This is a genomic window from Pseudomonas sp. SWRI68, from assembly GCF_014269165.1.
Classification (GTDB): domain Bacteria; phylum Pseudomonadota; class Gammaproteobacteria; order Pseudomonadales; family Pseudomonadaceae; genus Aquipseudomonas; species Aquipseudomonas capeferrum.
Genome location: NZ_JABWRU010000008.1, coordinates 213,773 through 235,580, shown reverse-complemented (window position 1 = coordinate 235,580; position 21,808 = coordinate 213,773). Strand labels below are relative to the sequence as shown.

At 63.4% G+C, this 21,808-nt stretch carries 20 protein-coding genes; 3 read left to right on the top strand and 17 right to left on the bottom strand.

All coding sequences use genetic code 11. From position 1 onward, the window contains the following. Nucleotides 1–8: 8 nt before the first annotated feature. On the bottom strand, nucleotides 9–677 hold the full coding sequence (ccmB, locus tag HU770_RS14745) for a heme exporter protein CcmB (RefSeq protein WP_027592998.1): 669 nt from the start codon (nucleotides 675–677) through the stop codon (nucleotides 9–11). After that, nucleotides 674–1,306: a cytochrome c biogenesis heme-transporting ATPase CcmA gene (gene ccmA, locus HU770_RS14740; RefSeq protein WP_186656347.1), complete on the bottom strand. Its 633-nt coding sequence runs from the start codon at nucleotides 1,304–1,306 to the stop codon at nucleotides 674–676. Before ccmA ends, ccmB begins: the two co-directional genes overlap by 4 nt. A 132-nt stretch (nucleotides 1,307–1,438) precedes the next feature. Here ccmA and HU770_RS14735 point away from each other — a divergent pair, with 132 nt between their 5' ends. The 3 genes from HU770_RS14735 to HU770_RS14725 all read left to right on the top strand — a co-directional run bounded on the left by HU770_RS14735 (nucleotide 1,439) and on the right by HU770_RS14725 (nucleotide 6,196). Continuing rightward, on the top strand, nucleotides 1,439–2,995 hold the full coding sequence (locus HU770_RS14735; RefSeq protein ID WP_186664008.1) for a flagellar hook-length control protein FliK: 1,557 nt from the start codon (nucleotides 1,439–1,441) through the stop codon (nucleotides 2,993–2,995). After that, nucleotides 2,992–3,336: an EscU/YscU/HrcU family type III secretion system export apparatus switch protein gene (locus HU770_RS14730; protein ID WP_033699435.1), complete on the top strand. Its 345-nt coding sequence runs from the start codon at nucleotides 2,992–2,994 to the stop codon at nucleotides 3,334–3,336. Before HU770_RS14735 ends, HU770_RS14730 begins: the two co-directional genes overlap by 4 nt. Before the next feature lie 127 nt (nucleotides 3,337–3,463). Continuing rightward, a complete protein-coding gene (locus HU770_RS14725; RefSeq protein WP_186664006.1) occupies nucleotides 3,464–6,196 on the top strand; it encodes a DUF6543 domain-containing protein in 2,733 nt (910 codons plus the stop codon). 33 nt (nucleotides 6,197–6,229) lie between these two features. On the opposite strand, the gene HU770_RS14720 is transcribed toward HU770_RS14725, so the two are convergent. The 15 genes from HU770_RS14720 to flhB form a co-directional block, all read right to left on the bottom strand. Further along, on the bottom strand, nucleotides 6,230–6,625 hold the full coding sequence (locus tag HU770_RS14720; protein ID WP_033699438.1) for a DUF2802 domain-containing protein: 396 nt from the start codon (nucleotides 6,623–6,625) through the stop codon (nucleotides 6,230–6,232). A 1-nt stretch (nucleotide 6,626) separates the two neighbouring features. Further along, the gene (locus tag HU770_RS14715; RefSeq protein ID WP_003254393.1) at nucleotides 6,627–7,106 is read right to left on the bottom strand and encodes a chemotaxis protein CheW; all 480 of its coding nucleotides are present in this window, start codon (nucleotides 7,104–7,106) and stop codon (nucleotides 6,627–6,629) included. Nucleotides 7,107–7,148: 42 nt separating this feature from the next. Beyond that, nucleotides 7,149–8,015, bottom strand: coding sequence for a CheW domain-containing protein (locus HU770_RS14710; protein WP_186664004.1), 867 nt, complete (start codon nucleotides 8,013–8,015; stop codon nucleotides 7,149–7,151). Then, the gene (locus tag HU770_RS14705) at nucleotides 8,015–8,803 is read right to left on the bottom strand and encodes a ParA family protein (protein WP_033699440.1); all 789 of its coding nucleotides are present in this window, start codon (nucleotides 8,801–8,803) and stop codon (nucleotides 8,015–8,017) included. The genes HU770_RS14710 and HU770_RS14705 overlap by 1 nt, the downstream gene beginning before the upstream one ends. A 77-nt stretch (nucleotides 8,804–8,880) precedes the next feature. Then, nucleotides 8,881–9,738, bottom strand: coding sequence for a flagellar motor protein MotD (gene motD / locus HU770_RS14700; RefSeq protein ID WP_033699441.1), 858 nt, complete (start codon nucleotides 9,736–9,738; stop codon nucleotides 8,881–8,883). Nucleotides 9,739–9,741: 3 nt separating this feature from the next. Then, nucleotides 9,742–10,482, bottom strand: a complete 741-nt coding sequence (locus HU770_RS14695; RefSeq protein WP_033699443.1) for a flagellar motor protein — start codon at nucleotides 10,480–10,482, stop codon at nucleotides 9,742–9,744. Continuing rightward, entirely contained in the window at nucleotides 10,482–11,603 is a 1,122-nt protein-coding gene (locus tag HU770_RS14690) for a chemotaxis response regulator protein-glutamate methylesterase (protein ID WP_033699445.1), read from the bottom strand. Before HU770_RS14690 ends, HU770_RS14695 begins: the two co-directional genes overlap by 1 nt. A 46-nt stretch (nucleotides 11,604–11,649) precedes the next feature. Next, nucleotides 11,650–13,845: a chemotaxis protein CheA gene (locus HU770_RS14685; RefSeq protein ID WP_186664002.1), complete on the bottom strand. Its 2,196-nt coding sequence runs from the start codon at nucleotides 13,843–13,845 to the stop codon at nucleotides 11,650–11,652. Nucleotides 13,846–13,857: 12 nt separating this feature from the next. After that, nucleotides 13,858–14,646 (bottom strand): protein phosphatase CheZ, encoded by a 789-nt coding sequence (locus tag HU770_RS14680; protein ID WP_033699448.1) that lies wholly within the window; start codon nucleotides 14,644–14,646, stop codon nucleotides 13,858–13,860. A 20-nt stretch (nucleotides 14,647–14,666) separates the two neighbouring features. Further along, nucleotides 14,667–15,041 carry a chemotaxis response regulator CheY gene (locus tag HU770_RS14675; RefSeq protein ID WP_161775562.1) on the bottom strand — a complete coding sequence of 125 codons (375 nt, stop codon included), beginning with the start codon at nucleotides 15,039–15,041 and terminating at the stop codon, nucleotides 14,667–14,669. 119 nt (nucleotides 15,042–15,160) lie between these two features. Next, complete coding sequence (gene fliA, locus HU770_RS14670) at nucleotides 15,161–15,901, bottom strand: RNA polymerase sigma factor FliA (RefSeq protein WP_033699449.1); 741 nt, start codon at nucleotides 15,899–15,901, stop codon at nucleotides 15,161–15,163. Next, nucleotides 15,898–16,731 (bottom strand): flagellar synthesis regulator FleN, encoded by an 834-nt coding sequence (fleN, locus tag HU770_RS14665; protein WP_027593013.1) that lies wholly within the window; start codon nucleotides 16,729–16,731, stop codon nucleotides 15,898–15,900. Before fleN ends, fliA begins: the two co-directional genes overlap by 4 nt. 93 nt (nucleotides 16,732–16,824) lie before the next feature. Further along, nucleotides 16,825–18,132, bottom strand: a complete 1,308-nt coding sequence (gene flhF, locus HU770_RS14660) for a flagellar biosynthesis protein FlhF (RefSeq protein ID WP_033699450.1) — start codon at nucleotides 18,130–18,132, stop codon at nucleotides 16,825–16,827. 11 nt (nucleotides 18,133–18,143) lie between these two features. Continuing rightward, nucleotides 18,144–20,273, bottom strand: coding sequence for a flagellar biosynthesis protein FlhA (flhA, locus tag HU770_RS14655; RefSeq protein WP_033699451.1), 2,130 nt, complete (start codon nucleotides 20,271–20,273; stop codon nucleotides 18,144–18,146). Nucleotides 20,274–20,664: 391 nt separating this feature from the next. Further along, on the bottom strand, nucleotides 20,665–21,807 hold the full coding sequence (gene flhB, locus HU770_RS14650; protein WP_033699452.1) for a flagellar biosynthesis protein FlhB: 1,143 nt from the start codon (nucleotides 21,805–21,807) through the stop codon (nucleotides 20,665–20,667). Nucleotide 21,808: the final 1 nt, after the last annotated feature.

The following is a 21,808-nucleotide window of genomic DNA, read 5'->3' as shown; positions in this document are numbered from 1 at the left end:
AGGACTCGTTATTCGCCGACGCTGATCTTCAGGCCGGCCGCTATCGCAAAGGGTGCCAGTGTCACCGCCAGGGCCGTGAGGCTGGCAAGCCAGAGCAGGTGGCCAGTGGCGGGCATATTCTGCAACGCCGCCTGCAACGCACCACTGCCCAGGATCAATACAGGGATATACAACGGCAGAATCAGCAACGCCAGCAGCAACCCACCACGTTTGAGACCGACCGTCAGCGCCGCACCCACTGCACCCAACAGGCTCAGTACCGGCGTGCCCAGCAGCAAGGAGGCGAGCAGCACCGGCAGGCAATGGCTCGGCAACCCCAGCATCAGCGCCAGCAGTGGCGCCAACAATACCAGCGCCAGGCCGGAAAAGATCCAGTGCGCCAGCACTTTGGCCAGCACCAGCAACGCCAGTGGATGCGGCGACAGCACCCATTGCTCCAGCGAGCCATCCTCGAAATCGCTGCGGAACAGGCCGTCCAGCGATAACAGCACGGCCAGCAAGGCCGCAACCCACACCAGGCCAGGTGACAAGGTTTGCAACAATTGGCTTTCAGGGCCGACCGCCAGCGGGAACAGGGCAACGACGATGGCGAAGAACACCAGCGGGTTGGCCAGTTCTGCGGGGCGGCGGAACAACAGACGCGCTTCGCGACGCAGCAACAGGATGAATACGCTCATGCTGCCCATTGCCCCAGGTTCAGTTCACGGTAGCCCGACGGCTTGCGTTCAAGGCTGTGGTGGGTGGTCAGCACCACCGTGCCACCCTGCTCGCAATGCGCCGCCAAGTGCGCTTCGAGCTGCGCCACACCTTGCTTGTCGAGGGCGGTGAACGGTTCGTCGAGAATCCACAAGGGCGGGCTGTCCAGGTACAGCCGGGCCAGGGCTACACGGCGCTGCTGGCCGGCCGACAAGGTATGGCACGGCACGTCTTCGAAGCCGCGCAGGCCGACTGCCGCCAGCGCCGCCCAGATGCGCTCGGCGCTGGCGGGCTGGTGCAGGGCACAGAGCCAGGTGAGGTTCTCCTCGGCGGTGAGCAGGTCTTTGATGCCCGCAGCGTGGCCGATCCACAGCAGGATGCTGGCCAAGGCATGGCGCTGGTCGGCCAACGGCTTGCCGCCCAGCAGGATCTGCCCGGCGGTCGGCTGCATCAACCCAGCCAACAGGCGCAGCAAGCTGGTCTTGCCGCTGCCGTTGGGGCCGCTGATCTGCAGCATATCGCCGGGCCGCAGCTCGAAATCGAGCTGCTCGAACAGCAGGCGCCAGTCGCGCTCGCAGGCCAGGCCTGCGGCTTGGAGATGAAGGGTCACGGTTTCGCCTTATCCAGTTTACGGCTCAAGTCGCCCCCCTCGCTGCCGTTATACTGGCAGTGGCGGGCGGGCGGCATTATTACATGCACGGCCTCGCTGCCAAGAGGCGGGTTCGACAGGTTGTATACAATCATGACTGAAATCAATAGTCTCGGCGCACAAACCGCGATCAGCGCCCAGGCCATCAAGGCGGGCATGACCGGCGAACTGCTGCGCCTGACCCAAGCACAGCCCGGCTTGCTCGCCCCTGGCGAAACGGCGCAAGCCGAGGTCGTGTCGCTACGCCAGCTGGGCCGGGAGTTCCAGGTCGTTCTGCGGCTGATCCAGGCCAACGGCGCCCAGACCCAATTGCAGGCCAGCGCCAGCCAGCCGTTACCCCCCGGCAGCCAAGTCACCGTCAGCCAGACCGAGGGCAATCGCCTGGCGATCATGCTGCAACAGGCCAGCGCCAGCAACATCGCCACCCTCACCCGCCTGGACACGGCCAAGGTGCCGGTCGGTACCCTGCTGCAAGGCAAGGTCCTGACCAACCAGCCCATCCTACAAGCGCCGGGCCAAACAGCCGGTTACCGGGCACTGGTGAGCCTGCTCAACAGCGCGCAGGCCGGTGCCACCCTGACCATCGACAGCCCGCGCCCGCTGCCCGTAGGCAGCCTGCTCAGCGCGCGGGTGCAAGGCGACCAGTCGCTGCAATTCGTGCCGCTCAGCGGTCGGCAAGACCAGCTCAGCATCGCCCAGCAACTGCTCACCCAGCAAAATCGCCAGGCCTCGTTAACCGGCCTGCTCAGTGCATTGCAGCAGGTCGCCCGCGACCCCGGCGCCGACGGTAGCCTGCGCAGCAGTGCCGAGCGTTTGCTGGCCAGGCTGCCGGACGTGCGCCAGCTCGGCGATGCCAAAGCCGTCGCCCAAGCCCTGAGCAACAGCGGTACCTTCCTCGAAGCGAAGCTGCTGGGTGGCTTCCCAGCCAGCGTGGCCACTGATCTCAAGGCCCACCTGCTCAGGTTGATCACCCAGGCCTCGGTCACCGCGCCCGGTGCACCGGCCCTGATGCCAAGCACCTTGGCCCTGACCCTGCCGGCCCTCGCCCGTGGCGCCCTGGGCATGCTCGACCGGGTCAGCCCGAAACCACAGCCAGGGGCGTTTCCGCTGCCTTCGCGGCTACTCAAGGCCATGGAAGACGAAGGCGACCTGCAACAGTTGCTGCGCCTGGCCGCGGCGGCCGTTTCACGCCTGCAGAGCCATGCCATGAGCAGCCTGCAGCAGAGCGGCAACCTTGAAAACGGCAACCTGCAGACCACCTGGCAGACTGAAGTGCCGATCCGCCATGGCCAGGAGTTCATCCCGCTGCAGGTAAAGCTGCAACGCGAAGAAACGCCGCAACAGCAAGCTGACCGCCAGCACCAAGAGCATGACCCGCTACAAGCGCTGTGGCGTATCGAGTTGGCCTTCGACCTCGCTCCGCTTGGCCCTTTGCAAGTGCAGGCACAACTGAGCCAGGGCCGCCTGAACGGGCAACTGTGGGCAGAACAGGAACAGACCGCGCGGCTGATCGACAGCCAGCTTGGCACCCTGCGCGAGCGCCTGCTGGCCAGGGGCCTGGACGTCGGCGACCTGGAATGCCACCCCGGCACCCCACCCCAAGGCCCCCGCACGCGGGTCGAACAACGCTGGGTGGACGAAAACGCATGAGTGGCAAAACACCGCGCCAGGCCATTGCCCTGAGCTACGACGGCCAACAGGCCCCCACGCTCAGCGCCAAGGGCGACGATGCCCTGGCCGAAGCCATTCTTGAACTTGCCCGCCAACACGAGGTGCCGATCTACGAAAACGCCGAGCTGGTAAGCCTGCTGGCACGGCTGGAGCTGGGCGAGCAGATACCCGAGGCGCTGTACCTGACCATTGCCGAAATCATTGCCTTTGCCTGGCAGTTGCGCGGCAAGGTGCCCGTTGGGTTCAGCGACGTACCGGCCGGCGAACGGGACATCACCCCCAACCCCGCTCGCCTGCCGTTTGGCAACAGCATCGAGTAACGCAGCAGCAGCTACCACCACCTGCCAGGCGAGGTGCCTGCCTCGCCACGCCAGCCATAGCACTATGTAGCCCCCGCATGCACAACCCATCGCCATCCTGCGCTTCTCACTCCCCCAGGAACACAGCATGCACCCCATCCCCCTTTCCAACCTCAGCCTGGTGCGTCAGGCACTGCAGGACTTCCCTCGCCCCGATACCCTGGCCGTGGAACTGCTGAGCGGTTGGCTGCGCCAACACGGCATCACCGATTCGCCACTACTGATCGATGTGGTGACCCTTCACTACCAGGCTGCGCCTCGCGCCGACAGCCACACTGGCGCTGCGGACAATGCCGTCATTACCCAAAGAATGAACCTGGTCGAGGCATTGCTGGCCAACTGGCAAGGTGAAACCGCAGCCGGCTATGGCGGTTTCCACTACGGCAACTGGGCAGGGCTGCCACCGGCTGGTCAAGTGCTATTGGTCGACCGCCTGGTACCGCTGAGTATGTTGTCCAATGCCGCGCCCTACCTTGTCTTCAACGGCCTCTACCGACGCACCCAACCCAGCCGCTACGCACCGGACAACTGCCTGCCGATTCGCGCCGAGAATTTCCAGAGTTTTCTGTGGAACCTGCATTTTCACAACAGTTTCAAGGCCCGCCTGGATACCTATTGGGACAAGCGACAAGGGCACTATCAGCGCGCCCTGAAGATTGCCTTCATCGCCGCCTGCAACAAGCAGGTGTTGCTCAACAGCCTGTCCGGGCCTGGCCGCCAACTGCTGTGGGAGGCGGCGCAGTTGATCGCCCGCAGCAACGCGCGGTTAAGCATGCTCAATATCTACGGCTACATTTCCACTAGCATCGTGCAGATCCGTCACGCCAGCCAGCCGTTGGTAGTGCTGTACTTGCCTGGCAATACTTCGCCTTTCCATGAGTTCGCCGACTCTTCGGCGATGAAGCGCTGGCTGGCCATGCAATGCCAGGACGTCGCCAAACGCGATGCACTGATGGCCTGTTTCGCCCGTACCGACTGGCCGGACGGCCTCGATTTCAGCGGCCTGCGCACCGCACTGACAGGCCTGGGCCTTTACCCCAAAGCGCACCGCCTGAGCCATGACCATCCAGGCTTTGCCACCAGTGGTTTCTGGGACCCGCAATACATTATCGATTTTCGCCCCGACAAGTACGACAGCACCCTGGAGGGCGACCTGTTCACCCACCTGACCTTGCTGCAAAAGCGCCGTGCCTACGCCGATGCCGATAGCCAGATCACCAGCAACCATGCCGTCAACAAGGCCAAATGGGCCAACTACCTGAACCTTGCCACCAACCTGCTGCTACCCCTGATGGTGGTACTGCCCGAACTGGCCCCGTTGCTGGTAGCTGGCGGCCTGGCGCAGTTCAGCCTGGGCCTGGATGCCGCCATCAATGGCAAGACCCTCGAGGCAAAGGCACAAGGCGTGACAGACCAGGTGTTCGGCCTGTTCAATGCCCTACCCACCGGCACTGGCCAGGCGGTCAGGTACGCCGAGGTATTTCGCACGACCCGCCCAGGCTTCTTCCGTTCCCAACTGTTGGACACCTTGCTCAATGCCCGCGTCGGTGCGGCACCGCTGCTGGAGCAAACGGCACTGGAGCCCGCTGAACTGGCGTTCCGCGAGCCGTCGGTACAGGCGTCGACCCATGCAGCCGTGGTGACCACGATCGAGGAAAACCTTCGGCACCGTTTCGCCGCCTGGCTCAGCACCCGACAAGGCCTGGTCAACGAATGGGTTCAATACGAATTCGCCACCAACTGCTTCATCCGCACCCGGGATGCAAAGTTGATCAGCCCGCCGCGCTGGGCGCTGGGCACCGAAGGCGACCCTGCTTTGGTGCTGTCATCAAGCCAGAGCAGGGCCACCCCCACCCACCACCAGCGCATGGCCACGCTGCGCGCCTTGGGCATCAATATCGAGCTGCCGATCGACTACGAGCCTTACAACGGCCTGCAGCGCATGCCGCTGCCCAAGGTAGTCAGCAGTATCTGGGTGGGCGACCAGCCCTTGCAGGGCGAATACCTCGAGGCGCTGGTGCATAACGCACAGGTGATACGCAGCAGCGGCTATCGCTTCCAGATCCTGCTGTCGCGGCAAAACAACGCAGCCTACCTGCACAATCTGAAAACCCTGCGCGCGCGGAGTGAAAGCGCCCTGCTCATGCCCCTCGAAGACCAAGAGTTTTACCAGCATTTCACCCTGTCGCCCTACTACCCGCAGTATCGCGCCGCCCTTGACGGCAACCAGGGTCAGGGGCGCAACTTTGCCTCGGCCTGCGACATCCTGCGCTACCGACTGCTCGAACACTACGGTGGCCTGTACCTGGATGCCGATGACCGCTTGCTGGCGGCGAGCGGCGCGGAGGGCACCGCGCCGCTGGCCAGGCTCCAACTCAAGACCACAAGGGATGGCCTGCTGTTGTCACCGCCTGTTTCCAACGACCAGTTGGGCATGTACATCCAGTTCAACAGCAGCATGATAGGCAGCCACCCAGGCAATCCAAACCTGAGTGCCATCTCGGACGAAATCCTTCGCCGCTACCAGCTGGTGCCCGACTTCTATGCCAGCCGGCCGGACGCGCGCCTGGCGCCGCTACCTTTCCAGGCCTATGCAAGGCGGCTCAACCTGCTGACCGGCCCAGGCGTGCTCAACCATGTAATCGACGAGCGCCTGCCCTGGCTCAAGCAACTGCGCGAGCTCTGCACCCTGATGGTATCGCCGCTGTACGACCTCCATGCGACCCTGGAGTTGAGCGAGCTTCATCGGGTCATCCGTGACCATGTACCGCTGGATCAGGTAGCCGAGATGGGCCACGCCCACAGTTGGCAAGGCCCGTGAACTGGTCAATGACCGGGGCAGTGCAGCGCCGTACTACTCGCTGCGGTGCAGCTTGCTCATCAACTCCGCCTCGGCCCGGGTCAGGCCGCAGGTTTCAGTCAGCTCCGACACACTTGCGCCCATGCCGACCAGCTTGGCCGCCTGGCTGAAGGTGACGCTGCTGGGGTCGCGCTGCTCCAGGCGTTCCAGCCGGTCAGGCAGGGTGGCCAGGGTTTCGCGTAGGTCATGGATGGCCTCACCCATGCGCACCGTACCGTTCTGGTAGTCGTCCAGGCGCTTGCTCAGGTCTTTGATGCGTTGATCGCGCAGGGCATCGCCCTCGGCCTGTTGCGCGGCCAGCTCGCGCTGGCGCTTGCTGTGGTTGAGGAACATCCACAAGCTGAGCGCCCACAGCAGCGCCAGGAAGATGACAGCAACCTCGAAGATCAACTCAGATGTTCTCAAGCTCGGACCACTCTTCCTCGGTCATCATCTTGTCCAGCTCGACCAGTATCAGCAGTTCGCCGTTCTTGTTGCACACGCCCTGGATGAACTTGGCCGACTCTTCGTTACCCACGTTCGGCGCCGTCTCGATCTCGGACTGACGCAGGTAGACCACCTCGGCGACGCTATCGACCAGGATCCCGACCACTTGCTTGTCCGCCTCGATGATGACGATACGGGTGTTGTCGGTCACCTCGGTCGGCATCAGGCCAAAACGCTGGCGGGTGTCGATCACTGTCACCACGTTGCCGCGCAGGTTGATGATGCCCAGCACATAGCTCGGTGCGCCCGGTACCGGGGCGATCTCGGTGTAGCGCAGCACTTCCTGCACCTGCATGACATTGATCCCGTAGGACTCGTTGTCCAGACGGAAGGTTACCCACTGCAGAATCGGATCTTCGGAACCTTGTGCAGACGACTTTTTCATTCCCCTACCCCTTAAAGTCCGCCATAGGCGGTGTGTGCGGTGTCATTTGTGTTTGGCGTGCATCTGCTTGACCGCGCCACTGGCGATCAGCTCGGCCAGTTCGGCGACGTCGAGCAGGGCACACATGTGTTCGATCACCGTGCCGGCGAGCCACGGGCGTTGGCCACGCTGGCTGCGCCACTTGATCTCGGACGGGTCCAGGCGCAATGAGCGGCTGACCTGGTGCACGGCCAGCCCCCATTCGTAGCCCTGCACGGAAATCACATACTGCAGGCCCTGGCGGAAGTCGTCACGGTAGCGGTCGGGCATCACCCAGCGCGCGGTGTCGAGGACTTTGAGGTTGCCGGCCTGGCAGGTCAGGATGCCGAGAAACCAGTCAGGTTGGCCGAACAGCGGCGTCAGTTCCTGGCCGGCCAGGTTGTAAATCGAGCCCAGGCATACCAAGGGCACCGCCAGGGTCAAGCCGGCGACATCGAACAGCAGGCACTCGAACGGCTCCGCCGCCCAGGCCGGGCGGCCGTCGATGCTTGCCGGGGGCACCGGCAGGTTCGGCGCGGGCAGGTGCACATCCACCAACGGCACTGCCGGTTCCACGCTCTGTTCTTCGGTCAGGACCGGGACGCTGGCCTCGGCCAGCACTTCGCTCTCGACTACCGTGACCACCGGTTCTTCCACCGGCAGCACGCTGGGCAACACCTTCAGCCGCGGCTCGGCAAAGGGCCGCTGCGCGACAGCGGCGGGCTGCGCTGGCTGGCGTGCTTCAGGTGCCTGTTCCACGCGCACCGCATCGGCGACGTCTGCCGCCGGCTCGATCAGATCGTCGGCCTCAGTGGCCTCCTGCAACAGGCCATCGAGGTAGGATTGCAGGGCCATCTGCGGCCGCGTGCCGGTTTGCCGGGTCTGGGTCATCAGGCCACCTGCACTGCGTTTTTGTAAGTGAGCAAGTGCTTGAGCAGCGCCCGGTAGGCAATCAGGCCACGGCTCTTGCCATCGAACTGCGACGGCGTGACGCCCTTGCGGCTGGCATCGCGCAAGCGGGTATCGACCGGGATGTAACCCTGCCAGACATTCTGCTCATAGGTGTCGCGCAACAGTTTGAGCGTGCCCAGGGAAGCCTGAGTACGGCGGTCGAACAGGGTCGGCACGATCTGGTAAGGCAAGGCCTGTTTACGCGAACGGTTGACCATGGCCAAGGTCCCAACCATGCGCTCCAGGCCCTTCACCGCCAGGAACTCGGTCTGTACCGGTATCACCAACTGCTGGCTCGCGGCCAGGGCATTGACCATCAGCACGCCCAGCAAGGGTGGGCTGTCGATCAAGGCGAAGTCGAAGTCCTGCCACAGCTGCGCCAGACTCTTGGCGATCACCAGGCCCAGGCCGTTCTTGCCCGGCGACTGGCGCTCCAGCACCGCCAGCGCGGTGCTCGAAGGCAGCAGCGAGATACGCTCATCACTGGTCGGCAATAGCAACTGCCCAGGCAAACCCTCCGGCACGCTGCCCTGGTGCAGGAACAGGTCATAGCAGCTGTGCTCCAGCGCATCGGGGTTGTGCCCGAAATAACTGGTCATCGAACCGTGCGGGTCGAGGTCGACGACGACCACGCGCTTGCCCGCCTCAGCCAGCAGCCCAGCCAGGGCGATGGTCGTGGTGGTCTTGCCGACGCCACCTTTTTGATTGGCTACTGCCCAGACTCTCATCGTTCGTTGCTTCCTCCCGGTGTGGCCGCCTGCCCTGCCGGGAACGGTATGGTATTTGGTGACGGAGAATTGACGAGTTACTGCCCCGCCGCCATTGCTGGCGTAGCCGGTGCACTTTGTGTGCCAGCCCGGCGCAACGCAGCATCTGGCGTGGCATTGGCGCTGCCAGAGCCGGTCAGGCTGCGGCGCACTTCGAGGTTACGGGAAATCACCAGTACCACACGACGGTTGCGGGCACGGCCTTCGGCACTGTCGTTGCTGGCGACCGGCTGGTACTCGCCATAGCCCACCGATGCCATGCGCGCCGGGTTCACCCCCTCCATGGCCAGCAAGCGGACGATGCTGGCCGCCCGTGCCGACGACAACTCCCAGTTGGTCGGGTACTGCGCGGTGCGAATCGGCAGGTTGTCGGTAAAACCTTCGACATGCACCGGGTTGGCGAACGGCTTGAGGATGTTCGCCACCTTCTCGATGATCGCGAAGGCCTTGTCGCTAGGCATGGCATCGCCGCTGCCGAACAGCAGCGAGGAGTTGAGCTCGATTTCGATCCACAGCTCATTGCCGCGTACGGTCATCTGGTCGGTCTTGATCAGGTCGCCAAAGGCGTCGCGCACATCGTCACTGATGGTCTTCAGCGGGTCGACATTGGTTTGCGCAAGGCCCGCCTCGGTCTGCTCGCTTTCCCTCACCAAAGGCTCGGCCGGGCGCACGCTCAGGGGTTGCTCATCCCCGACCGGGATCGGCTTCATGCTCCGTTCAGGGTCGTTGAACACCCCGATCAAGGCCTGCGAGATGACCTTGTACTTGCCCTCGTTGATCGAGGAAATCGAATACATGACCACGAAAAACGCGAACAGCAAGGTGATGAAGTCAGCGTACGACACCAGCCAGCGTTCGTGATTCTCGTGTTCCTCGGTATGACGACGGCGACGCATGGGTTACTCCATGAAGCCTTGCAGCTTCAGTTCGATCGAGCGCGGGTTCTCACCCTCGGCAATCGACAACAGGCCTTCGAGCAGCATCTCGCGGTAGCGCGACTGGCGCATGACGATGGCCTTGAGCTTGTTGGCGATCGGCAACAGGATCAGGTTGGCGCTGGCCACACCGTAGATGGTGGCGACGAACGCCACGGCGATGCCGTTACCCAACTGCGACGGGTCGGCCAGGTTGCCCATGACATGGATCAGGCCCATGACCGCACCGATGATGCCGATGGTTGGCGCATAGCCGCCCATGCTCTCGAACACCTTGGCAGCCTGGATATCACGGCCCTCCTGGGTCAGGAAGTCGACTTCAAGGATGCTGCGGATGGCTTCTGGCTCGGCGCCGTCGACCAGCAGTTGCAAGCCCTTGCGCGCATACGGGTCGGGCTCGGCATCGGCCACCCCTTCCAGGCCCAGCAGGCCTTCCTTGCGCGCCGTCAGGCTCCAGCTGACCACCCGATCGATACCACCGGCCAGGTCGACGCGGGGCGGAAAGAGGATCCAGCGCAGGATCTGCAAGGCCCGCTTGAAAGCCGGCAATGGCGACTGCAGCAAGGCCGCCGCCAAGGTACCGCCCAACACGATCAAACCCGCCGGGCCGTTGATCAGCGCGCCGACATGCCCGCCTTCGAGGAAGTTGCCGCCGACAATCGCGACGAACGCCAGGATCAGGCCAATCAGGCTTAGTACATCCATCAGACGCAGGCCTCGACCAGGTGCTTGCCGATCTCGTCCAGGCTGTACACCGCGTCGGCCAGGTTAGCCTTGACGATGGCCATGGGCATGCCATAGATCACGCAGCTGGCTTCATCCTGGGCCCACACGGTACTGCCACCCTGCTTGAGCAGGCGCGCACCTTCACGACCATCGGCGCCCATGCCGGTCAGCACCACCGACAGCACCTTGTCGCCGTACGACTTGGCCGCCGAGCCGAAAGTGATGTCCACGCACGGCTTGTAGTTCAGGCGCTCGTCGCCGGGCAGGATCTTCACCGTGCCGCGGCCATCGATCATCATCTGCTTGCCACCTGGGGCCAGCAGCGCCAGGCCTGGGCGCAGCACGTCACCGTCCTCGGCTTCCTTCACGCTGATCTTGCACAGCTTGTCCAGGCGCTCGGCAAAGGCCTTGGTAAAGGCCGCCGGCATGTGCTGGATCAGCACGATCGGCGCCGGGAAGTTGGCAGGCAGTTGCGTCAGTACCCGCTGCAGCGCCACCGGGCCACCCGTGGAGGTACCGATGGCCACCAGTTTGTAGGGTTTGCGCTTGGGTGCCGGGGCATGTGCCGCTGGCGCTGCCGCCGCGCGCACCGGCGCGGCAGTGCGCACCGGTGCGGGGCTGGCGAAGCTGCTGGTTGGCGCAGCGCTGCTCGCGGCGGCCGGTGCGGCGGCTGGCGCGGGGCTGTAGCTGCCGAAACGGCGGTTGCTGCGCGACAGGGTGTGCACCTTCTCGCACAGCAGTTGCTTGACCTTCTCCGGGTTGCGCGAGATGTCCTCGAAGTTCTTCGGCAGGTAATCCACCGCACCGGCATCCAGTGCGTCCAGGGTCACCCGGGCACCTTCGTGGGTCAGCGAAGAGAACATCAGTACCGGCGTCGGGCAGCGCTGCATGATGTGCCGCACCGCCGTGATGCCATCCATCATGGGCATCTCGTAGTCCATGGTGATGACATCGGGCTTGAGCGCCAGCGCCTGGTCGATTGCTTCCTTGCCATTGGTCGCGGTACCCACTACCTGGATCGTCGGGTCCGCCGAGAGGATTTCCGAGACGCGGCGGCGGAAGAAACCGGAATCATCCACCACCAGGACCTTGACTGCCATAAACACTCCATTAGGCGGCGCAACCCGCCAGGGTGCGCCACCGAAATCAAATACGCCGCGCGGCGTAACGCTTGAGCATGCTCGGGACGTCGAGGATCAACGCGATGCGACCGTCGCCGGTGATAGTGGCCCCGGACATGCCCGGCGTGCCCTGCAGCATCTTGCCCAGCGGCTTGATTACCACTTCTTCCTGGCCCACCAGTTGATCGACGACAAAGCCAATGCGTTGGGTACCAACCGAGAGGATCACCACGTGGCCCTCATGCTGCTCTTCGTGCACCTGGCCCTGCACCAGCCAGCGCTTGAGGTAGAACAGTGGCAGCGCCTTGTCGCGCACGATCACCACTTCCTGGCCATCGACCACATTGGTGCGCGACAGGTCGAGGTGGAAGATCTCGTTGACGTTGACCAGCGGGAAGGCGAAGGCCTGGTTGGCCAGCATCACCATCAGGGTCGGCATGATCGCCAGGGTCAGCGGCACCTTGATGACGATCTTCGATCCCTGGCCCTTGGCCGAGTAGATGTTGATCGAGCCATTGAGCTGGGAAATCTTGGTCTTCACCACATCCATGCCGACACCACGGCCGGACACGTCGGAAATCTCGGTCTTGGTCGAGAAGCCCGGGGCGAAGATCAGGTTGTAGCAGTCCGACTCGCTCAGACGCTCAGCGGCGTCCTTGTCCATCAAGCCCTTCTCCACGGCCTTGGCGCGCAGGATGTTGGGGTCCATGCCCTTGCCGTCATCGGAGATCGACAGCAGGATATGGTCGCCTTCCTGCTCGGCTGACAACACCACCCGGCCGGTCCGCGCCTTGCCGGACGCTTCACGCTCGTCGGGCATTTCCACGCCATGGTCGACCGCGTTGCGCACCAAGTGCACCAGCGGGTCAGCCAGGGCCTCGACGAGGTTCTTGTCGAGGTCGGTCTCTTCACCGACCAGCTCCAGGTTGATCTCTTTCTTGAGCTGGCGGGCCAGGTCGCGAACCAGACGCGGGAAGCGGCCGAAGACTTTCTTGATCGGCTGCATGCGGGTCTTCATGACCGCGGTCTGCAGGTCGGCGGTGACCACGTCGAGGTTCGACACGGCCTTGGACATGGCCTCGTCGCCGCTGTTCAGGCCCAGGCGGACCAAGCGGTTACGCACCAGCACCAGTTCGCCGACCATGTTCATGATCTCGTCCAGGCGCGCGGTGTCGACGCGCACAGTGGTTTCGGCCTCGCTGACGGCATGCTTTTCTGCCGCAGGGGCCGGCGCCCGTGGTGCAGGCGCAGGCTTGCTGACAGGCGCCGGTGCGGGCTTGGCCACTGGCTTGCTTTCGACCTTGGCAGCGACAGGCGCTTCGACCGCGACGGCGTCGCCAGAGAACTTGCCCTTGCCGTGCAACTGGTCGAGCAAGGCTTCGAATTCGTGCTCGCTGATAGCGTCACTGGCCGTGGCGGCCGGTGCAGTGCTCACGGGCGCAACTGCAGCGGCGGCGGGCAAGGCGTCGGCCTGGAACGTGCCCTTGCCATGCAGTTGATCGAGCAACGACTCGAACTCTTCATCGGTGATTTCGTCGCTGACCGGCGCCGGGGCGCTGGCCACTGGCTCAGCGACGACTTCGGCGCTGAACTGGCCTTTGCCATGCAACTGGTCGAGCAGCGATTCGAACTCGGCGTCGGTGATCTCGTCACTGGCACCGCTGATGCTCTCGCCTTGCAACTGCTCATCGGCAGCGGCCTGGGCCTTGACCGCGTCAAGCGAGTCGAGCAACTGCTCGAATTCGCTGTCGGTGATGTCCGGCTCTTCGACAGGCGCCGCGGCCAGCGGTTCAGCGGCCGCAGGCTCGGCAGCGGCGACTTCGTCAGCAGCGGCAGGCTCGGCCAGGCGCGACAACGCGGCCAGCAGCTCCGGGGTGGCCGGGATGACTTCGCTGCGCTCGCGGACCTGGCCAAACATATTGTTGACCGTGTCCAGCGCTTCGAGCACCACGTCCATCAACTCGGCGTCGACCCGGCGCTCACCTTTGCGCAGGATGTCGAACACGTTCTCGGCGATATGGCAGCACTCCACCAGCTCGTTGAGCTGGAGGAAGCCGGCGCCCCCTTTTACAGTGTGGAAACCGCGAAAAATGGCATTGAGCAGGTCGGCATCATCCGGTCGGCTTTCCAGCTCGACCAATTGCTCGGACAGTTGCTCAAGAATTTCGCCGGCTTCTACCAGGAAATCCTGAAGGATTTCTTCATCGGCGCCGAAGCTCATTAAACGTGCTCCTTAAAAACCCAGACTGGACAGCAGATCATCGACATCGTCCTGACCGGACACGACGTCTTCACGCTTATCGGCATGAATCTGCGGACCTTCACCCCGAGTCGGATGTTTTTCTTGATCTTTTTCAGCGCGAAGCTGCTGGTGGTCATGTTCGATGCCGGCAAAACGGTCGACCTGACTGGCCATCAGCACGAGCTTGAGCAGGTTGCTTTCCACCTCGGTGACCAACGCGGTGACCCGCTTGATCACCTGGCCGGTCAGGTCTTGGTAGTCCTGAGCCAGCAGAATGTCGTTGAGGTGGCCGGAAACCTTGCGGTTGCCTTCGGCACTGTGCGTCAGGAAACTGTCGACCCGTTTGACCAGGTCACGGAATTCTGGCGCAGCGACTTCGCGGCGCATGAAGCGCTGCCAGTCCACGCTCAGGGCCTTGGCCTCACCCGCCAGGTCGTTGAGTACCGGCGTGCTTTCCTCGACCAGGTCCATGGTGCGGTTGGCCGCACCCTCGGTCAACTTGACCACATAGGACAGGCGCTCGGTGGCGTCGGTGATCTGCGAGACTTCCTCGGCCTGCGGCATGTTCGGGTCGATCTGGAAGCTGACGATGGCGCTGTGCAGCTCTCGGGTCAGCTTGCCGACTTCCTGGTACAGGCCACGGTCGCGGGTCTGGTTCAGCTGATGAATCAGCTGCACCGCCTCGCCGAAGCGACCCCGCTCCAGGCTCTCGACCAATTCCTGGGCATGTTTCTTCAGGGTCGTTTCGAACTCCCCCAAAGACGTTTGTGATGAATCCATGGCGCGCCCCCTGACGTGACTCAGCCGTTGACGCGTTCGAAGATCTTCTCGATCTTTTCTTTGAGCACCTGAGCGGTGAACGGCTTGACCACGTAACCATTGACGCCGGCCTGGGCCGCTTCGATGATCTGGTCGCGCTTGGCTTCGGCGGTCACCATCAGTACCGGCATGGTTTTCAGCTTCTCGCTGGCGCGGACTTTACGCAGCAGGTCGATACCGGACATGCCCGGCATGTTCCAGTCGGTCACCAGGAAGTCGTAGTGACCGTTTTCCAGCATCGGCAACGCCGTGGTGCCGTCATCGGCTTCTTCGGTATTGGTGAAGCCCAGATCACGTAGCAGGTTCTTGATGATCCGCCGCATCGTCGAAAAGTCGTCAACGATGAGGATTTTCATGTTCTTGTCCAATTAGACCTCCAAGCAGTCTCAAACGCGCTCGGCCCCCGAGCACGCATTCATTCAATTCGGCACAACGTGAAACGACTGCAGCGTCTTCAAAGGCGAACGGTTGGCACTCAGCGCGCCCGCCATTCACCCAGACGGCTGCGCAAACGTGCGGCGCACTGGCTGTGCAGCTGGCTTACGCGCGACTCGCTGACCCCCAGCACCTCACCGATTTCCTTGAGGTTCAGCTCTTCGTCGTAGTACAGCGCCAGCACCAGCCGCTCGCGCTCTGGCAGGTTGGCAATGGCATCGGTCAGGGCAGCCTGGAAGCGCTCGTCTTCAAGATCGCGCGACGGCTCGACCTGGCCACTGGCGCCGTCCTCGTGCAGCCCTTCGTGCTCGCCGTCCTGCAACAGGTCGTCGAAGCTGAACAGCCGGCTGCCCAAGGTATCGTTCAAAATCCCGTAGTAATCGTCGAGACTCAATTGGAGTTCGGCCGCAACCTCGTGATCTTTAGCGTCGCGACCGGTTCTTGCTTCAACAGCGCGCATTGCGTCACTGACCATGCGTGTGTTGCGGTGCACCGAACGCGGTGCCCAATCGCCTTTGCGCACCTCATCGAGCATCGCGCCGCGGATGCGGATACCGGCGTAGGTTTCGAAGCTGGCGCCCTTGCTGGCGTCGTACTTGTTGGCCACTTCCAGCAGGCCGATCATGCCGGCCTGGATCAGGTCTTCGACCTGGACGTTGGCCGGCAGCCGCGCCAGCAGGTGGTAGGCAATGCGCTTGACCAGCGGGGCGTAGCGTTCGATCAGCTCGTACTGGGCGTCTTTCGACGCCCTGCTGTACATCTTGAAGCCGCTCGCACTCATAGTACCGGTCCTGCGCTGGTGGGCTGCACCAGACGCTCGACGAAGAACTCCAGGTGCCCGCGCGGGTTGGCCGGCAACGGCCAGCTGTCGACCTTCTGCGCAATGGCCTTGAAGGCCAGCGCGCACTTGGAGCGCGGGAACGCTTCGTAAACTGCCCGCTGCTTCTGCACCGCCTTGCGCACGCACTCGTCGTACGGCACGGCGCCGACATACTGCAGGGCCACGTCGAGGAAGCGGTCGGTGACCTTGGTCAACTTGGCGAAGAGGTTGCGCCCTTCCTGCGGGCTCTGGGCCATGTTGGCCAGCACGCGGAAGCGGTTCATGCCGTAATCGCGGTTGAGCAGCTTGATCAGCGCATAGGCGTCGGTGATCGAGGTGGGCTCGTCGCAGACCACCAGCAGCACTTCCTGGGCCGCGCGAACGAAGCTGACCACCGAGTCACCAATACCTGCAGCGGTGTCGATCACCAGCACGTCGAGGTTGTCGCCGACATCGCTGAAGGCCTGGATCAGGCCGGCGTGCTGGGCCGGCGCCAGGTGCACCATACTCTGGGTGCCGGAGGCCGCCGGCACGATGCGCACTCCGCCCGGCCCCTGCAGCATCACATCGCGCAGCTCGCAGCGCCCTTCGATGACATCGGCCAGGGTGCGTTTGGGGGTAAGCCCAAGCAATACGTCGACATTGGCCAGGCCCAGGTCGGCGTCCAGCAACATGACCCTGCGGCCAAGCTCGGCCAGCGCCAGAGACAGGTTCACTGAAACGTTAGTTTTGCCGACGCCACCTTTGCCACCGGTCACGGCGATCACCTGTACGGGATGCATGCTACCCATGTCTGTTCTTTACCTTGTCTCGCTGGGACTCAGGCCACACGTGAGGCAATTCTGCGTGCCCCTTGGCATAGCTACTTTGCACACGCTTCATCATCAACCCGCTCGCCGTGGGTTGTGGTAGAGATCAGCGAACATGTCGGCCATGGCCTCTTCGCTGGGCTCATCCTGCTGTTGCACATTGACCGCGCGCGTTACCAGTTGGTGCGCCCGTGGCAAGTGCAAATCGTCAGGAATACGTGGCCCATCGGTCAGGTAGGCCACCGGCAATTCATGACTGATGGCAAGGCTCAGCACATCGCCGAGGCTTGCCGTTTCATCGAGTTTGGTCAGGATGCAACCGGCCAGGCCACACCGCTTGTAGCTGTGGTAGGCGGCCGTCAGCACCTGCTTCTGGCTGGTGGTTGCCAGCACCAGGTAGTTCTTCGAGGCGATGCCGCGGCTCGCCAGGGTTTCGAGCTGCATGCGCAGGGCCGGGTCGCTGGCCTGCAGGCCGGCGGTATCGATCAGCACCACGCGTTTGCGCAGCAGCGGCTCCAGCGCTTGGGCCAGCGACTGGCCCGGGTCGACGTAGGTCACCGGCACGTTGAGGATACGCCCCAGGGTCTTGAGCTGCTCCTGGGCACCGATGCGGAAGCTGTCCATGCTCACCAACGCCAACTGCGGGGCGCCGTACTTGAGCACGTAACGCGCGGCCAGCTTGGCCAGGGTGGTGGTCTTGCCCATGCCGGCCGGGCCGACCATGGCGATCACCCCGCCCTCTTCGATCGGCTCGACCTCGGGAATCTCGATCATCCGCGCCAGGTGCGCCAGCAGCATGCGCCAGGCCTGGCGCGGCTCTTCGATCTCGGTGGTGAGTTCGAGCAGCTCGCGGGCAATCGGGCCGGACAGGCCGATGCGCTGCAGGCGGCGCCAGAGGTTGGCTTGCTGGGGCTTGCTGCCTTGCAGCTGGCTCCAGGCCAGCGAGCCGAGTTGCACTTCTAGCAGCTCGCGCAGGCCCGACAGCTCCGAGCGCATGGCATCGAACAGCCGTGGGTCGACCGGCGCCGGGCTGGGTGCAGCGGCAGGCGCCGGTGCATCCACGTGCGGCTCGACCAAGGGTTCCGAGGCGGTCAGCGACTGCCCGGCGAACAATTGGCGGTTGTTGTCGCTGCTGTCGCTGCGCTGGTCCAGTTCGGCCTGGGCCGTGGCGATACGCGTGTGGGTCTTGCGCAGCTCTTCTTCAAGCTCGGCGTTGGGTACGCGCGGGGCCAGTGCGGACAGCTTGTAGTCCAGCGCCGCCGTCAATTCGACACCACCGGCAATGCGGCGGTTACCGATGATGGCGGCATCGGAGCCAAGCTCATCCCGGACCAGCTTCATGGCCTGACGCATATCGGCGGCGAAAAATCGCTTAACTTGCATTATCCACTACCTCAGCCGTTAGGGCCCACGGTGGCAACGATGGTGACTTGCTTGTTGTCAGGTATTTCCTGATACGCCAGAACATGCAAATTCGGTACAGCCAGGCGACCGAAGCGCGACAGCATGGCGCGGATCGGGCCGGCGACCAGAAGAATGGCCGGCTGGCCCTGCATCTCTTGGCGCTGGGCCGCGTCAATCAGCGAACGCTGCAGCTTTTCGGCCATGCTCGGTTCCAGAAGAACACCGTCTTCCTGACCCTGCCCGGCCCTTTGCAGACTATTGAGCAAAATCTGTTCCAACCTTGGCTCCAGGGTAATCACCGGCAGCTCCGACTCAACGCCGACAATGCTTTGCACGATGGCGCGACACAATCCGACGCGCACCGCCGCGACCAGCGCGGCGGTATCTTGACTCTTGCCGGCGTTGTTGGCGATAGCCTCGGCGATGCTGCGGATGTCGCGCACCGGCACCTGCTCGGACAACAACGCCTGCAAGACCTTGAGCAAGCCCGACAAGGAAATGACACCCGGCACCAGCTCTTCTGCAAGTTTAGGCGAAGCCTTGCCCAGCACCTGCAGCAGTTGCTGGACCTCTTCGTGGCCGATCAGTTCGTGACAGTGCTTTTGCAGGATCTGGTTGAGGTGGGTGGCCACCACGGTACTGGCGTCCACCACGGTGTAGCCCAGCGACTGCGCCTGGGAGCGCTGGCCAACGTCGATCCACACCGCCTCCAGGCCAAACGCGGGGTCGCGCGCGGCAATGCCGTTGAGGGTGCCAAATACCTGGCCAGGGTTGATCGCCAGCTCGCGGTCCGGGTAGATCTCCGCTTCGGCCAGAATCACCCCCATCAAGGTCAGGCGGTAGGCACTGGGCTGCAGGTCGAGGTTGTCGCGAATGTGCACGGTGGGCATGAGGAAGCCCAGGTCCTGGGACAGCTTCTTGCGCACGCCCTTGATCCGCGCCAGCAACTGGCCACCTTGGTTGCGGTCGACCAGCGGGATCAGCCGATAGCCCACTTCCAGGCCGATCATGTCGATCGGGGTAACGTCGTCCCAGCCCAGCTCCTTGGTTTCCAGCGCACGCTGCGGCGAGGGCAGCAGGTCCTGCTGGCGCTGCACCTCTGCCTGGGCCTTGGCCTTGACCTGCTGCTGTTTCTTCCACACCAGGTAGGCGCCGCCGCAGGCCATCAGGCCGAGGCTGAGGAAAGCCACGTGCGGCATGCCCGGCACCAGGCCCATGACGATCATCAGGCCGCCGGACACCGCCAGCGCCTTTGGCGAATCGAACATCTGCCGGTTGATCAGCTTGCCCATGTCTTCCGAGCCCGAGGCGCGGGTGACCATGATGGCTGCGGCGGTGGACAACAGCAGTGATGGCAATTGCGCCACCAAACCGTCACCGATGGTCAGCAGGGCATACACCTTGCCGGCTTCGCTGAACGGCATGCCGTGCTGGAGCATGCCGATGAGCATGCCGCCGATGAGGTTGATGAACAGGATCAACAGGCCGGCGATGGCATCGCCGCGCACGAACTTGCTGGCACCGTCCATCGAGCCGTAGAACTCGGCCTCCTGGGCCACCTCGGTACGGCGCGCCTTGGCCTGGGCCTGGTCGATCAGGCCAGCGTTGAGGTCGGCGTCGATGGCCATCTGTTTGCCCGGCATCGCATCGAGGGTAAAGCGTGCGCTTACCTCGGAAATACGCCCGGCGCCCTTGGTGACCACCACGAAGTTGATGATCATGAGGATGGCAAACACCACCGCACCGACCACGTAATTGCCGCCGATGACCACTTCACCGAAGGCCTGGATCACCTTGCCTGCGGCGCCGTGGCCCTCCTGGCCGTGGAGCATGACCACCCGGGTGGACGCCACGTTCAGCGCCAGGCGCAGCAATGTCGCCACCAGCAGGATGGTGGGGAATGCGGCGAAGTCGAGCGGGCGCAGGGCGTACACGCAGACCAGCAGCACCACGATCGACAGGGCGATGTTGAAGGTGAAGAACACGTCGAGCAAGAACGGCGGTATCGGCAACATCATCATTGCCAACATCACCAGCAGCAACAGCGGCACGCCCAGGTTGCCCCGACCGAGACCGGCCAGGTTGTGGCGGGCGTTGCTGATTAACTGAGTGCGATCCACCGCGAGTCCTCTTGATGCAAAACTTTGACGCCCAGGGGGCGCCTGGGCGTGGCTCTGCAAGAAGCCTTCCAACTTTGCTATTTGGATGTACGCCGGGGATTTGGATGTATGCCGTGGGATTTCCGAATGCAGTTAGATCGAGCGCCGCCCGCGCGGCGCATCGCGACGCAAGGCCGCTCCTACATTTGTTTCGGGCCAGTTATTCCTGGGGTATTGGCGTGCGACCCTTTGGCGCCCGCCTAAATATCGCGTCGTACTAACAAGGCGGTCGCGCGCAAATGCCACAGACCTCACTGGCCCGAAACAAACGTAGGAGCGGCCTTGCGTCGCGATGCGCCGCGCGGGCGGCGCTCGATCTCACAGGCGCCAAAACCCCATCGCCTGGCGCCTGTCAGCCATCACGCCGCAAATCCGGCGGAATCGGCAAATCGTCTTTCAAAGGCTCCGGCCGCTTGCCCTTGCCCGACCGGTACTGACGTATCTGGAACACATACGCCAGCACCTGCGCCACCGCCAGGTACAACCCCGCCGGGATCTCATGCTCAAGCTCGGTGGAGTAATAGATCGCCCGCGCCAGCGCCGGCGACTCAAGAATCTGCACCTTGTGCGCAACGCCGATTTCGCGAATTTTCAATGCCATGAAATCAGTACCCTTGGCCAGCAACAGCGGCGCCGCCCCGCCCTTCTCCGGGTCGTATTGCAGCGCCACCGCATAGTGCGTCGGGTTCGTGATGATCACGTCCGCCTGCGGCACCGCGGCCATCATGCGCCGCTGCGATGCTTCGCGCTGCAACTGGCGAATACGCTGCTTGACCTCAGGCTTGCCCTCCGAGTCCTTGTACTCGTCACGCACTTCCTGCTTGGTCATCTTCATTTTCTTGTGCGTCTGCCACAGCTGGAACGGCACGTCCGCTGCCGCGATCAACAGCAACCCTGCCGACATCCACAACGCACTCCAACCCACCACCTGCAAACTGTGGATGATCGCCTGCTCCAGCGGCTCGTTGGCAATCGACAACAACGCCTGGCGGTCACTGACCAGCACCACCACCGCCACAATCAGGATCGCGAAGAACTTGACCAGTGCCTTGAGCAATTCGGTCAGGGAATTCATCGAGAACATCCGTTTGATCCCCGACAGCGGGCTCATACGGCTGAATTTCGGCTGTAGCAGGCTGCCGGAAAATACAAAACCGCCCAGCGCGATCGGGGCAACGAACGAGATCACGAACAGCAAAATCAGCACCGGCTGCACCGCCCAGATCGCCATCTTGCCGGAGGCCAGCAGGAATGCGCCCATCGACCGCTCGTCGACGATGATCTCGCGGGTCAGGCTGAAGTTCATGCGCATCAGGTTCAGCAGCGTCTCGGCCAGGTGCCCGCCAAACATCAGCAGGCCACCGGCACCGGCCAGGGTCACCGCCACGGTGTTCAGCTCCTTGGAGCGGGCAACCTCGCCTTTTTCACGCGCGTCGCGTTTGCGCTTTTCGGTGGGGTCTTCTGTTTTGTCCTGACCGCTCTCGCTTTCAGCCATG

What these genes read in the sequence shown, in the direction of transcription:
- ccmB (WP_027592998.1), bottom strand. Translation starts at nt 677, where the DNA reads ATGAGCGTATTCATCCTGTTGCTGCGTCGCGAAGCGCGTCTGTTGTTC.
- HU770_RS14735 (WP_186664008.1), top strand. Translation starts at nt 1,439, where the DNA reads ATGACTGAAATCAATAGTCTCGGCGCACAAACCGCGATCAGCGCCCAG.
- HU770_RS14730 (WP_033699435.1), top strand. Translation starts at nt 2,992, where the DNA reads ATGAGTGGCAAAACACCGCGCCAGGCCATTGCCCTGAGCTACGACGGC.
- HU770_RS14725 (WP_186664006.1), top strand. Translation starts at nt 3,464, where the DNA reads ATGCACCCCATCCCCCTTTCCAACCTCAGCCTGGTGCGTCAGGCACTG.
- HU770_RS14715 (WP_003254393.1), bottom strand. Translation starts at nt 7,106, where the DNA reads ATGAAAAAGTCGTCTGCACAAGGTTCCGAAGATCCGATTCTGCAGTGG.
- HU770_RS14710 (WP_186664004.1), bottom strand. Translation starts at nt 8,015, where the DNA reads ATGACCCAGACCCGGCAAACCGGCACGCGGCCGCAGATGGCCCTGCAA.
- HU770_RS14705 (WP_033699440.1), bottom strand. Translation starts at nt 8,803, where the DNA reads ATGAGAGTCTGGGCAGTAGCCAATCAAAAAGGTGGCGTCGGCAAGACC.
- motD (WP_033699441.1), bottom strand. Translation starts at nt 9,738, where the DNA reads ATGCGTCGCCGTCGTCATACCGAGGAACACGAGAATCACGAACGCTGG.
- HU770_RS14695 (WP_033699443.1), bottom strand. Translation starts at nt 10,482, where the DNA reads ATGGATGTACTAAGCCTGATTGGCCTGATCCTGGCGTTCGTCGCGATT.
- HU770_RS14690 (WP_033699445.1), bottom strand. Translation starts at nt 11,603, where the DNA reads ATGGCAGTCAAGGTCCTGGTGGTGGATGATTCCGGTTTCTTCCGCCGC.
- HU770_RS14685 (WP_186664002.1), bottom strand. Translation starts at nt 13,845, where the DNA reads ATGAGCTTCGGCGCCGATGAAGAAATCCTTCAGGATTTCCTGGTAGAA.
- HU770_RS14680 (WP_033699448.1), bottom strand. Translation starts at nt 14,646, where the DNA reads ATGGATTCATCACAAACGTCTTTGGGGGAGTTCGAAACGACCCTGAAG.
- HU770_RS14675 (WP_161775562.1), bottom strand. Translation starts at nt 15,041, where the DNA reads ATGAAAATCCTCATCGTTGACGACTTTTCGACGATGCGGCGGATCATC.
- fliA (WP_033699449.1), bottom strand. Translation starts at nt 15,901, where the DNA reads ATGAGTGCGAGCGGCTTCAAGATGTACAGCAGGGCGTCGAAAGACGCC.
- fleN (WP_027593013.1), bottom strand. Translation starts at nt 16,731, where the DNA reads ATGGGTAGCATGCATCCCGTACAGGTGATCGCCGTGACCGGTGGCAAA.
- flhF (WP_033699450.1), bottom strand. Translation starts at nt 18,132, where the DNA reads ATGCAAGTTAAGCGATTTTTCGCCGCCGATATGCGTCAGGCCATGAAG.
- flhB (WP_033699452.1), bottom strand. Translation starts at nt 21,807, where the DNA reads ATGGCTGAAAGCGAGAGCGGTCAGGACAAAACAGAAGACCCCACCGAA.